The 12,262-nt window shown below is 53.3% G+C and carries 14 protein-coding genes and 2 pseudogenes; 14 read left to right on the top strand and 2 right to left on the bottom strand.

The features are described 5' to 3' along the window. Positions 1-247, top strand: a pseudogene (locus KH208_RS14100) (shufflon system plasmid conjugative transfer pilus tip adhesin PilV); the annotation flags it as partial. A gap of 159 nt (positions 248-406) precedes the next feature. Here the strand turns inward: KH208_RS14100 and KH208_RS14095 are convergent. After that, entirely contained in the window at positions 407-895 is a 489-nt protein-coding gene (locus KH208_RS14095; protein ID WP_291437327.1) for a hypothetical protein, read from the bottom strand. 44 nt (positions 896-939) lie between these two features. Between KH208_RS14095 and KH208_RS14090 the strand changes: the two genes are divergently transcribed. The 5 genes from KH208_RS14090 to KH208_RS14070 are packed head-to-tail and all read left to right on the top strand — an operon-like array spanning position 940 to position 4,629. Then, positions 940-1,440, top strand: a complete 501-nt coding sequence (locus tag KH208_RS14090) for a lytic transglycosylase domain-containing protein (protein WP_291437326.1) — start codon at positions 940-942, stop codon at positions 1,438-1,440. A gap of 13 nt (positions 1,441-1,453) precedes the next feature. Beyond that, positions 1,454-2,329 (top strand): P-type conjugative transfer protein TrbG, encoded by an 876-nt coding sequence (gene trbG, locus KH208_RS14085; protein ID WP_291437324.1) that lies wholly within the window; start codon positions 1,454-1,456, stop codon positions 2,327-2,329. Between the two features lies 1 nt (position 2,330). Next, positions 2,331-3,665: a TrbI/VirB10 family protein gene (locus KH208_RS14080; RefSeq protein WP_291437322.1), complete on the top strand. Its 1,335-nt coding sequence runs from the start codon at positions 2,331-2,333 to the stop codon at positions 3,663-3,665. 14 nt (positions 3,666-3,679) lie between these two features. After that, positions 3,680-4,186 (top strand): thermonuclease family protein, encoded by a 507-nt coding sequence (locus KH208_RS14075; RefSeq protein ID WP_291437321.1) that lies wholly within the window; start codon positions 3,680-3,682, stop codon positions 4,184-4,186. Positions 4,187-4,200: 14 nt separating this feature from the next. Next, positions 4,201-4,629 carry a hypothetical protein gene (locus tag KH208_RS14070; protein WP_291437320.1) on the top strand — a complete coding sequence of 143 codons (429 nt, stop codon included), beginning with the start codon at positions 4,201-4,203 and terminating at the stop codon, positions 4,627-4,629. 70 nt (positions 4,630-4,699) lie between these two features. Here KH208_RS14070 and KH208_RS14065 read toward each other — a convergent pair whose 3' ends face one another. Next, positions 4,700-5,263: a hypothetical protein gene (locus KH208_RS14065; protein ID WP_291437331.1), complete on the bottom strand. Its 564-nt coding sequence runs from the start codon at positions 5,261-5,263 to the stop codon at positions 4,700-4,702. On the opposite strand from KH208_RS14065, the gene trbJ reads away from it, so the two are divergent. The 8 genes and pseudogenes from trbJ to KH208_RS14025 form a co-directional block, all read left to right on the top strand. Next, positions 5,190-5,942: a P-type conjugative transfer protein TrbJ gene (gene trbJ, locus KH208_RS14060; protein WP_291437329.1), complete on the top strand. Its 753-nt coding sequence runs from the start codon at positions 5,190-5,192 to the stop codon at positions 5,940-5,942. The two genes, KH208_RS14065 and trbJ, sit on opposite strands and share 74 nt — an antisense overlap. 152 nt (positions 5,943-6,094) lie before the next feature. Continuing rightward, the gene (gene trbL, locus KH208_RS14055; protein ID WP_291437319.1) at positions 6,095-7,303 is read left to right on the top strand and encodes a P-type conjugative transfer protein TrbL; all 1,209 of its coding nucleotides are present in this window, start codon (positions 6,095-6,097) and stop codon (positions 7,301-7,303) included. A 14-nt stretch (positions 7,304-7,317) separates the two neighbouring features. Then, positions 7,318-7,845 (top strand): TrbM/KikA/MpfK family conjugal transfer protein, encoded by a 528-nt coding sequence (locus KH208_RS14050; protein ID WP_291437317.1) that lies wholly within the window; start codon positions 7,318-7,320, stop codon positions 7,843-7,845. Between the two features lie 23 nt (positions 7,846-7,868). After that, on the top strand, positions 7,869-8,048 hold the full coding sequence (locus KH208_RS14045) for a hypothetical protein (RefSeq protein WP_291437316.1): 180 nt from the start codon (positions 7,869-7,871) through the stop codon (positions 8,046-8,048). A 9-nt stretch (positions 8,049-8,057) separates the two neighbouring features. Continuing rightward, positions 8,058-8,708, top strand: a complete 651-nt coding sequence (locus KH208_RS14040; RefSeq protein ID WP_291437315.1) for a hypothetical protein — start codon at positions 8,058-8,060, stop codon at positions 8,706-8,708. Between the two features lie 11 nt (positions 8,709-8,719). Continuing rightward, the gene (locus tag KH208_RS14035) at positions 8,720-11,023 is read left to right on the top strand and encodes a DNA topoisomerase 3 (RefSeq protein ID WP_291437314.1); all 2,304 of its coding nucleotides are present in this window, start codon (positions 8,720-8,722) and stop codon (positions 11,021-11,023) included. Between the two features lie 19 nt (positions 11,024-11,042). Next, positions 11,043-11,975, top strand: coding sequence for a recombination-associated protein RdgC (gene rdgC, locus KH208_RS14030; protein WP_291437312.1), 933 nt, complete (start codon positions 11,043-11,045; stop codon positions 11,973-11,975). Between the two features lie 53 nt (positions 11,976-12,028). Continuing rightward, a pseudogene (locus KH208_RS14025) lies at positions 12,029-12,262 on the top strand (tail fiber protein); the annotation flags it as partial.

The following is a 12,262-nucleotide window of genomic DNA, read 5'->3' as shown; positions in this document are numbered from 1 at the left end:
TACGGCTCCGGCCGTTTTTACCTCGCCCTCCATCGCTGAAGCCGGGCCGGAAGCGCCGCCTCTGACGTCCTTCCAGACCTGGGCCACGTCCCTTTCGGATACGGAATGGCAGGTCCATATGCGCGTCCAGACCGGCAATAAGAGGCTGGATGGTGCCGATGGCGAAGGCTGGGTCTATCCGGCTGACGACTATGGCCGGATCATGGTGCTGGCAATGTGTGTGAAGCAAGAAGCTACAACGCCATAAGGAATGAATTATGATATGGTTAGGGTTCCCTGTAGTGTTATTTCTGCTACATTTTTTGGCACAAAAATTTTCATGGTTCAGAAATATTGGAATTGTAGATTTGTTTTATAAGAGTTCATTTTATGAGAATATTACAGATATAATTATACTTGCATTTGTTTACTGGCTTGTTATGAGCATATTTTTATATATATAATAAAATAATGAAAGCTCAAATGAGAGGACAGAAAAGAATACACCAACATATGAAGATACGTACGCTTTTCTCCTCATTTTCATAAAATCTATATAGTCATAATTAAAAAATAAATTCATGGATGCATTTAAAAACTTAAATGCATACACATATGAAATCATAGATAAAAGCGTTCCTATGGATAGGATATATATTATGGCCTCTAAATCAGGTCGAAATTTGAATAATATACCGAGGCATCCAGTATTCAGTAAAAATGAAAGAGTAATAAATGCTTTGAGATGATCAAACATATTTTTCTCAGCCTCAAGAAAGTTTTTTAAATTTCTTTGGCTGCTCACGGACATAAGGCTTTTTATCGCAGCATCATCAAGAGATTTTTTCTTTGGAGTAAAGAACCACATAGCAGTGTCTCCAGACAGGTAGAATGATGAAGCAATATTATCCCGCATATACTCAATCTTGCAAGAGGCTGACTGTCACGCTGCTTTTGCTTATGGCGTCACTCCTTACCGTCCCGGCCCATGCCGGCGCGCTCCAGGACCGCCAGCAAGCACTGGAACCGCTGTTTGACGCGCCCTGCGCCCGCTATCAGGTGCCCAAGGTGCTGGCCTTGGCCATCGCCCGCCAGGAAAGCGGCTGTCAGCCCTGGATACTCAATATCTCAGGCCGCGACGTGCGGGCCGGCTCCAAGGAAGAAGCCCTGCGCTATGCGCAGTGGGCCATGCGCGCCGGGCGCTCCTTCGACGTGGGCATCATGCAGGTGAATTCGTATTGGGTCAGAAAATACGGCTGGCCGCTGGAACAGGTATTGGAGCCGGCCAATAACGTCAAGATCGGCGTCTGGATCCTGGCGGCCCAGGAGATTCACCGGCACGGCCTCAACTGGAAGGCCGTGGCCTACTACCACACGCCCCTTCATAAGAATCCGGAACGGGGCCGCGCTTATGCGCGATCTGTGGTCGGACATGTGAAAAAGATTCTGAACCAAAAATAGGAAGCACGCCAAAATGAAAAAGCATATTGCGCTGACTCTTCTGACGCTTTCTCTGGCGTCGCCGGCTCTTGCCGCGAGCAAGGCCCCGGATCTGCCTCCGCTGGATGATCTGTACTTCGGGACCGGGGCGGGAGCCGTCTTGACGCCGCAGGAGCGGGAAGCTCTGAAGATTTCTCAGAAATGGCAGAGCGGGGGCAACCTCAAGCCCGTCCAGGGCCCGGACGGTTCCGTGCGCTTTATCTATGGCGCAACCCAGCCTTCCATCGTCTGCGCGGTGATGCAGGTGACGGATATTGAGCTGGAAGCCGGTGAGATCCTCAACTCCCTGCATATCGGTGACAATGCCCGCTGGCTCCTGGAACCGGCGCTCACGGGTTCCGGTTCCGGCGAAGTGCAGCATATCATCATCAAACCCACGGACGTAGGCCTGGAAACCTCCCTCGTGGCTACCACCAATAAACGCACATATCACATCCGACTCAAGTCGGATCGCCAGCAATACATGCCAAAAGTCTCTTTTGTGTATCCAGGCGCGGTCATGGCCCGCTGGCAATCGCAGACAAACAAGCAGGAAACCGCCCGTAAAGAAAAGACGCTTCCCGAAACAGGCGAGTACATGGACAACCTTGACTTCAACTATCGGATTGAGGGCAAGGCTTCCTGGAAGCCTGTGCGCGTATACAATGATGGACAGAAAACCATCATCCAGATGGGAAAGGCTATGCGGGAAGCCCCCACACTGCTGCTTCTTCGGGGCGGTGAAACGGTCATGGCCAACTATCGTCTTCAGGGAGATCGCTACATTGTGGATGACGTTTTCGAGAAGGCCATTCTTATTGCCGGAGTCGGTGGCAATCAAACGAAAGTGACCATTACCAAGGAAAAATAGGATGAAGCTCGCCCAGCTTTTCCATAAACCAGCGGCCAAGGATCCGCTTGACGCCAGCGCCGTTCCGGAAGGCCGGGGGGTTCGCAGCCTCAATAACCTGCCGCTGGTCATTGGTGTCGTCTTTTTTGCCATCTTTTTGGGCATCATTGGCCACGTCATGATGCAGCGTTCGGAAGAGCGCGCCCAACAAGAGCAGGAACAGGCGCAGAAGCAGGGAGCAAGCGCGGCTAACCAAGCCGGTGAAATCACCGGACCGTGGGGGGATGGAGGACTGATTCCCCCGAATGCCCTCAAAAAAGAAGCCGCGCCACCGGAAGCTCCGGTTGCCGTGCAGCCGGAATTACAACTCCCGGATCTTCCAGCCGCTCCCGGCACTCCGACAAAGGCAGAGCCCCTGCGGCCAGCCAGCACGGAAGAATCGGCTCTGTGGAATGCAAGATTCCAGGCTCTCCAGGCTGGATTACGTTCCAAGACGGGAGTGCAAATGCCGGAACAGGGCGGAGGAACTGCGGGGAGGCCGCAAGTCCAGCGTTCAATGAATGTCAATGCCGGCAATGATGTTACCGCCGCCTATCAGGCACGCCTTGCGCAGATCCGGGGAGAGGCCGGAGGCGTCGGCATGGGGGCCGGAGACGCCAGCGCTCTGACGGGAACGTCCGAGCGCGTTCCAGACAACAGCCTGGGACAATTCAACCGCGACAATCGCTGGACGTTGCAACGCCAGGTGGAAGCGCCGGCGTCTCCGTATGAATTACGGGCGGGATTTGTGATCCCGGCCATCATGATTTCGGGCATCAATTCTGATTTGCCGGGCCAGGTCATGGCTCAGGTCAGCCAGAATGTCTTTGACACGGCCACCGGCAAATATCTGCTCATTCCGCAGGGAACGCGCCTGATCGGCTCGTACAACAGCAGCGTGGCCTATGGACAGCAGCGCATCCTGATGGCCTGGCAGCGGCTCATTTTTCCTGACGGCAAGGCCCTGGACATTGAGGCCATGCCGGGAGCGGACAGTGCGGGCTATGGCGGTTTCAACGATCAGGTGAACAATCACTACTGGCGGATCTTCGGCTCATCCTTCCTACTCTCCGGCGTCATTGCCGCTGTTTCCATGAGCCAGGATCAGGGTTCTTTAAACTCTGACTCTGACCGGCAACGTGCCGGTGACGCGCTCAGTGAAGCGCTTGGCCAGACGATGGGCAGCGCCATGTCCGAAATGCTCAGGAAGAACCTAAATATTTCGCCAACGCTGGAGGTCCGTCCCGGTTATCGCTTCAACGTCATGGTGGTAAAGGACATACGTTTCAAAGAGCCCTACAGCTCATTTAACTACTGAGCAGCAAAATGATTATGGCACGTATTTTGATATTTTTCTCTCTTGGTATGGCGATATTGACGACAGGCATTGCTTTATCTAATCGCCTTACAATCGGAGATGTCTCATTTAGCGCCCAGGTATCCACAATTATTGATGGCGATACATTTACAGTTATTCAGCAGCAAAAGAAATCCGTCATCCGTCTTTATGGCGTGGACTGCCCCGAAAAGGCCCAGCCCTATGGAAAGCAGGCGTCGCAGGCCGCCAAAGCCCTTTTATGCGGAAAAGTTGTGGGAATAGACCCCGTAGACACGGACAAATATGGCCGCACCGTGGCCATTGTGAGACTGGCGGACGGCGCAACGATTCAGGATCGGCTCGTGGAGTCAGGTGCCGCATGGGTTTTTGACCATTTCTGCCGCAAGCCGGTCTGCATGCAATGGAAGCACAAAGAAAAGACTGCCCGTCAGGCCCAAAAGGGACTCTGGGGCGATGATAAGCCGACTCCGCCCTGGCAGTGGCGTGCCGGGCACAAATAATCGAGGTAAAAAGTATGCAAAGCTCTTCTGAAAAATTATTTGTTGTTTTGGCAGGAACTGAAACTAAAAAATATACATTTGATATTGCAACTGAAGAAGAAATACTCATGTGTAAATCTCTGATTAAACTTATTCAAATTGAAAACTCCTGCATGGGGAATGAGCTTATAGAAATATGCTATGGCGTTGGGAAATATTCTCCTCATATGAATATTGGAAATGTACCGTCATTTTTTATGCCACTACATGAAGAAAATAATCCACAGTTATATATCAATAATATAAATTCCATTCTGGGGCACATCAAACTTTGTTTAGAGCATGGCCTCACTCTACTTCAGCATCCTGAGCAGAAAAGAAAAATCAAGCAGCTACGCCATGAGGCAATTACTAATTTTCGCGTACAGAGGCCAATCTCTCTTTGCTCACCGCCAAATCTGTAAAGACTACACAGCAAATGTAAACCAATGTCTCTATTGATGTGGCGATGAGCATTTGAATGAGAACTGGGTATTATGTATTTTGCATTTTTAATAATCTATTTATTTCAATAATTTCTTTTATACGTTTAAATATCGCAAAAGGCATTATCACAACGCCAAAGATAACAGCTATGAATAATTGTAAAATTTTTCCAAAGCCATATACTGATGCACTCATTTTTACATTTTGGGGATCAGCAAATGCACTTCTGCCCCAATATGCAGCAGTAACAAAAATTGCGAAAAAAAGTCCGGCTTCAAGGTTTTTACTTTCAGAAAACAAAAATAGCACCAGGACGCCAAAGAAAATGATCGCGGTTATTGATAGCTCTACACAATATTTTCTTTTTAAAGCAGAGAACTCTGTTATTAAGCATTGTTTACAAATTGGAGAACCAAGCTGCTCAATGCATGATGCGCATAGGCCCTTACCACATTGTGAACATGTCCCTGCTGCTTGTGTCCCAGGATGATTGAAACATTCCATCGGAAACCCTCCACTAAAAGCATTTGAGGTTACTATGAAAAAACATGCCTTTCTTCTCTTAATTTTCCTCTTGCTGGCTCCGGCATCTCCAGCACACAGCGCTGGCATCCCTGTTTTTGACGCCTCCAACATGACACAGAACACCGTTTCCGCTCTGGAAGAAGTATCGCAGACGCTGAAGCAGATTGAGCAATATACGCTCCAGCTTCAGCAGTACGAGGACCAGATCAAGAATTCGCTCGCGCCTTCCGCTTATGTCTGGGCACAGGCCCAGCGCACCATGAACAAGCTGCTGGAGCTGCAAGATCAGCTCGGCTACTACAGCCAGCAAAGCGGGAGTCTGGACAACTATCTGAAAAAATTCGGAAACGTGAACTACTACCGCGATTCTCCCTATTTCGGTTCGGAAAGCCTCACACCGGCCCAACGTCAGGCCTTCACGGAGTCTGACGAATTGGGCCTCAATGCCCAGAAATACGCCAATGACAATGTGGCGCGCACTCTGGAGCAGCAACAGAGCGCCTTAAAAGAGGATGCCGCGAACCTTGAAACCCTTCAACGCAACGCCCAGACGGCCCAGGGCCGCCTGGAGGCCATTCAATACGCGAACCAGCTCGCTGGACACCAAGCGAACCAGATGCTTCAGATCCGCGCCCTGCTCATGGCCCAGCAGGCGGCGGAAAATGCCAAGGCCCAGACCGATGCCGCAAGGGAAGCACGGCAAAAGGCCGCGACGGAAAAGGCTCTGGAAAGTCGTTATAAGAAAAGCAGTGGTAGAGTTTGGTAAAGGGAAATCACCATACTTTCCCAGAACTTTTCTTATAACGCGACTCAAGGGCCTTATCAGTATTCGCCTGACGTTCTGACTCCGTAATTTCTTTCTTTGAAGTGGATTTTGGCGTTTCATTGCAGCCACCGATCATAGCAAGGAAACTGACCATGAAAATAGCAGCCATTATTTTTTTGAGCATCACATTGTTTCTCCTAATTTGTAGTACTGACATCAGCTTTGCAGCCTTGGATAATGCTGATGTATTAGATACCGTGCTGCAAAAATATAAAACAGCGGCAACTTCGTGGACCTCTGTCATCCAAGAACGGGCCACATGGCTGTTTCTGGCGCTAATGACCATAAGCATTGTCTGGACATTCTTTCCGCTTATGTTTCACCGCTCTTCCTTTCCGGAAATCCTCGGTGAATTGATTCGCTTCTGTGCTTTTTGCGGATTTTTTCTCTGGCTCCTAAATAATGGCCCTGCCATCGCTGATGCAATCATAGATTCATTACGGCAGTTAGGGAATACAGCATCGGGTATGCCTGGAGTCACCCCTTCATCCATTGTGGACATTGGTTTTCAAGTCTTCGATAAAGCTACATCTAATTTCGACGCCCTCAAGCCTCTTGTTTCCCTAGGCGTGCTACTCCTTGCTGCCGGGGTTCTAATCGTGCTGGCCCTGGTGGGCATCAATATGCTGTTGCAACTCTGCGCGGCATGGATACTGGCCTATGCGGGCATCTTCTTTCTGGGCTTCGGCGGCTCCAAGTGGACCTCGGACATGGCCATCAACTATTTCAAGACAGTTCTCGGCCTCGGAGCGTCATTGATGACCATGACACTCCTTGTAGGAGTCGGCACGGAAATCATCAATGAAGCGACCACCAAGGCGAAACTTGATGACCTCAATCTTAATGAATTTTCTATATTGCTTGTCTTCTCCCTAACACTCTTGCTGCTTGTGGACAAGCTGCCCGCAATGGTGGCCGGCATCATCACTGGAGCCAGCGTCGGTTCCATGGGTGTAGGCGCGTTCGGTGCCGGCGCTGCCGTGGGCGCGGCCATGACCACTTCCGCCGCCGTCACCGGCGCAGCCGCCGCTTCAGTCGCCAGTGCTCTGGGGGGTGCAGGAGCGGTATCCGCCGTCAGGGCTGCCATGCAGGCCGCTGGTGGAAGCCAGGGCGGCAACTCTGAAGGCGGCGGACGCTCCCTGAGCGACGCCATGGGCGTTAAAACGCCTTTCGCGGCTGCCCAAACCCTTGGCAAGAGCGCCGCCCAAATGGCCGGAGCCGGAGTAAAAGGCGCAGTAGGTAATACCAAGGGCGGCAAACTGGCGCAAAAAATACGAGAGAACTCCGGCGGTAATGCCTAATCAAGGAGACGTCCATGCGCTATCTGATCTGCCTTCTGACGCTGTTTTTCTGGAGCTTCCCACAAAATTCCCACGCTCAAGACGAAGTGCTGGGCGGGGATGTGGGCCTGGCCTGCGAAGCCTTACTCTGCCTTTCCAGCGGGGAGCGTCCTGGGGAATGCTCCCGCTCCCTCAGTCGCTATTTCAGCATTTCTTATGATGATTGGGGCGATACCCTGCGGGCTCGCCGTAATTTCCTGAACCAATGCCCTTCCGCGTCGGCTGAAGGCATGCCCAGCCTCGTGGAAAACATCGTCAATGCCGCCGGCCAGTGCAGCGCATCGGTGCTCAACCGGGTCATGCGACGCAGCAAGGTCATCATCGTCTGTGACGACAAGAGATACTGGCTGCCGGAAGAAGAGCGCTGCCACAAGGAGGTCATCTATTATATCGACAATACCATGCCCGGATACTGTCGCGCATACGACGCCCACCAATATACCTGGAAGGTGGCCGCGCACTACGAGGGCGAAGTCATGAACGGCGGACGCTGGGTGGATTAGCCGGACGGCAAAATGGAGAAACCATGACAGATCAGGAAATCACGGATCTCTTCGGGCAGGTGCGGACCCGCATTGAAAATGCCCGGTGCAAAGGCTTCCAGAGAGATCTCGACGTGGACGAATGGAACAGGGACTTCTGCCCGCATTGCGTAACCGTTTTACGGCCCGTTTCAGCTCTTACAGAAATCTTCTTTTCTGAGTGAGGAATCTTCATGGACACCGCTCTCTTCGCGTCAGTTGCGGCCATGCTCTCCGGGATAGGGGCCTGCGCCTCCGCTGTCGCCACATGGCGCACTGTACGGAAAATGCAGAAACAGCGTGAAGCCTCTTACCTGCCGGATATTGCCTGCTCCATCCCTGTTTTTACTCAATCCGAGCAGGTCCCCAAGATTAAAATCTGCAACGTGGGGCTGGGCGTGGCTAAAGATGTCCTTGTGAGCATTTCCGTCCCGCTGGAAGAAATTCTGCCCGCTCTCAACAAGGATTTACAGCCTGAGAACATCCGAATTGAGCAAGAAGGCGACTGTCTGAAAATCGAATCAATTCTGGATGATGGAGCCATTACATCTCATACCCTCTCCCTGCCTTGTGCCGTGCATATCAAATATCTTTTTCCTGGACTGGACAACGCCATGGAGGCGCGGCTCCCGGACTATCTCCATGAGATAGTCCACATGGTAACGGAAAGGGCTTTTGAGCGGAGTGAGAAAGAACTCATGGATATTCTGAAGGGAATAAGGTTCAAAATTTGTGTAAATTTTTTTGATATAGGAGGCCAGCGCCATACGGCAGAGTACATTTATGCAATGTTCGATGCCATGTATGATTTCAGAGAATGTACTTACAAAATACGCTTTAAATAGGGAGAGAATGCATGCGGCTTTTTATTGCGGAAAAACCCTCTCTGGGGCAGGCCATTGCGGATAGCCTGGGCTCCAGCAAAAGATGCGGCGGCTATATCGACTGCGGCGACGACATTGTAACCTGGTGCTTTGGCCATCTCTTTGAGCTGTGTAATCCGGAAGACTATGATCCTTCATGGTCCAGTTGGAGTGTGGTGCCTGTTGTTCCTTCTTCCTGGCGTGTCAAACCCAAAGACAGCAGCGCGGATCAGGTAGAAGTGATCGGAGGCCTGCTGCGCCGGGCTGACATGGTGGTCAATGCCGGCGATCCGGACCGGGAAGGTCAGCTTCTGGTCGATGAGGTTCTGGAGCACTTTGGCTACCAAGGGACGGTCGAGCGGATCTGGCTGGCTTCCTTGGACGCCCGTTCCGTGGCCAGAGCGTTGGCAGGTCTTGCGGACAACGGCAAGTATACGCCGCTCCGCGATGCGGCCCGCGCCCGCTCTCAAGCTGATTGGCTCATCGGCATGAACGCCACCCGCGCCCTGACCAACATGGGCCGCGATGCCGGCATCTTCGACACGCTTTCTCTGGGTCGCGTCCAGACGCCGGTGCTGAATCTGGTCGTGACGCGGGACCGAGAGATTGCGGCCTTCAAGCCGCAAGACTACATGATTCTTCAGGGGCGTTTTGCGCATCCCGCCGGAGAATTTTTGGCAAAATTCATCCCCGGCGAACTTCAGGCCGGGCTGGACGCGCAAGGGCGTCTGATGGATCCGGCTGCCGCTGAGGCCGTCATCCGTAAGGTTCGCGGCCAGCAAGGCAATATTGCCTCCGTGACCAAAGAAAATAAGCAGAAAACCCCGCCACTGCCGTACTGCCTCTCCAGTCTGCAAAAAGCCGCTTCCGCGCGCTGGGGCATGACGGCCCAGCAGGTCCTGGACACGGCCCAACGCCTCTATGAAAAGAAGCTCACCACATATCCGCGCTCGGACTGTTCTTATCTGCCGGTGGAGCAATGGGACGACGCTGGGCGCGTCCTGGCCGCTCTGGCCTCCGTGCCCGGTCTGGAGTCCGCTGCCCAGGGCGCTGACGCCAAAATAAAGTCCAGCGCCTGGAATACGGGGAAGGTCACGGCTCACCACGCCATCATTCCCACCGGTGAAACACCGGTGGATCTGTCTGAACCCGAACGCGACCTGTATTCCATGATCGCCGTGGCCTACATCATTCAGTTCTATCCGGCCATGCACTATGTCTCCCAGAAGATTCGTGTCGGCATGGCGGATACGTTCTGGGAAGCCGCCGGCCGGCATGTCACGGATCCTGGCTGGACGAAAGTGGCGCGGGAAGAAGAGGAAGAGCCTACGGAAAAAGAACAGGAACAGGCCCTGCCCGCCGTGGCACAGAATGATGCCGTGACCTGCGCGGATGTGGCCACACTGAAGAAAAAGACTTCTCCCCCTCCGCGTTTTACAGAAGGCAGTCTTATTGAGGCGATGGCCAACATCCACCGCTTTGTGGAAGACGCCGCTGCCAAAGCGACGCTACGAGAAAATGAAGGCATCGGTACGGAAGCGACGCGGGCAGGGATCCTGGAAACCCTCAAAAAGCGTAAATACATCACGCCGCAAGGCAAGGCGCTCGTCTCAACGCGCCTTGCCGGCCAGGTCATCGACCTGACTCCGCAAGGTCTCAAGGATCCCGTGACCACGGCCCGCTGGGAAAGCCGCCTCCAGGCCATTGCCGAGGGCAAAGAAAGCCTGGAGGCCTTCATGGCGGATCAGTTGCAGATCCTGCCCAGCCTACTGGAGCCGTTGCTCTCCGGTCAGACCGTCATCAAGGTGGACGGGCCTGTTTTCCCCTGCCCGGTCTGCGAAAAACCGCTCCAGAAGCGTACTGGCGAGAAAGGCCCCTACTGGTGCTGCTTCCGCAAGGAGTTGCATCCGGACGGCGAACCCGTCTTTCTGCCGGATGATCGTGGACGGCCTGGTGCTAAGCGAGCCGGGCCGGAACAGACGGAGATTCCTTGCGAAAAGTGCGGCAAGCCTCTTCAGCACATGAAGGGCAACCGGAGAGATGGTTCCAGCTATGATTTTTTTAAGTGTCCGGACTGCGGAGCCAGCTTCAGCAATGTCAACGGAAAACCCGTAGCGCGTGAGGCCCCCAAGGATTCCGGCTTCGCCTGCCCGGACTGCGGCAAGCCGTTGCGGCTCTTCGAGCGTGTCAGCAAAAGGACGGGCAAGCCCTTCAAGGTGTTTAACTGCTCAGGCTATCCGGCCTGCAAGGCTTCCTTCTTCGAGAAGGGCGGCAAGCCGGACTTTTCCAAAAAGTGATCACAACAAGGAGAATCCAATGCCCGGCATTCTGAGTACCACAACGGATCTAACGGTCTATATGATCGACAATCCCGCTGCTGTCACGGCGGAAAAACTGAAACGCCATGCCTTCCGCCCCATTGATGAGCTGAAGACGGAAGAATTGGCTATGGGCTGGACCAGTATCGACGCCATGCTGGACACGGCTTGGGAAAGCGCTCCGCCTGAGAAGGGAGAGTGGCTCTGCTTCGCCCTGCGCGTGGATAAACGCGCCATCCCTGGAGCTGTATTCAAAAAACACTATGCGGAAGCCATCAAGGAAGAGGAAGCCGCGTTGGCCAACGGAGAACAAAAATTCATCAGCCGGAAGCGCAAGGCGGAGCTGAAGGAACAGATTAAGCTCCGTTTGCTGCCGGCCGTTGAACCCGCTCCGGCCATTGTGGACGTGGCCATGAATATGCACTCCGGTTTGCTGCTTGTTGCCAGCAGCGCCAAGAGCCTTTTGCTCCATCTGGAAGATCTCATGGCCACTTCCTTTGGCGTCACGCCCCGCAGGCTGGAAACCGATGCCAATTCCCAGCAGATACTGCGCCAGATTTATGAAAGCAGCGCTCAGGTCGAATGGAACGGGCATGCTTACACGCTGACTGACGCCGGTCAGGTGACGCTGGCCGGGAATCGGGGCGATGAGGCTGTCCAGGTCGTCGTCAAGAATGATAACGCCAGTGTGGATGCTGGCCTTGAGGCAGGCCTGTCCATCGCCAAGCTCAAGATCAGCATGGAACGGGACAGTGAGCCCGGCTTTGTCTGGACCTTCAGCCTGACAGAATTGCTGAACCTCTCTGGCGTTAAAACGCCAGCCACGGAAAAGCAGGCTGATGACAAAGATGACGATGCCACCATACTTGAAAAACTCTATCTACTTGAAATTGTGGTCGGTGCTGTCGGCAAGCTCTTTGAGCTGAAGTAGCCCTCATTGCTGGGCTGGCCGCTTGGCCAGCCCTTTTCCCCTAGAGGTTTCAGATGCAAAAATTTCGCGCCTACCCGCTGGTTCTGTGGCTTTTCCTGTTGCCGCTGCTGGCATTTCAACCGGCTCTCGGCGCTGACGCCACCAGCTTCGACCCCACGAGGGTGGAGGTCAAGGCCAAAGGCTCCGGTGGCGTCCCGGTCGGGACCATCATTTCATGGCCAGTTGCAACAAATCCGGAAGATATGGATAACTGGCTGGAATGTAACGGACAAAGCATATCGTCGTCA

This window comes from Desulfovibrio sp. (assembly GCF_018379785.1).
Classification (GTDB): Bacteria; Desulfobacterota; Desulfovibrionia; order Desulfovibrionales; family Desulfovibrionaceae; genus Desulfovibrio.
This window is presented reverse-complemented; position numbering and strand designations above follow the sequence as displayed.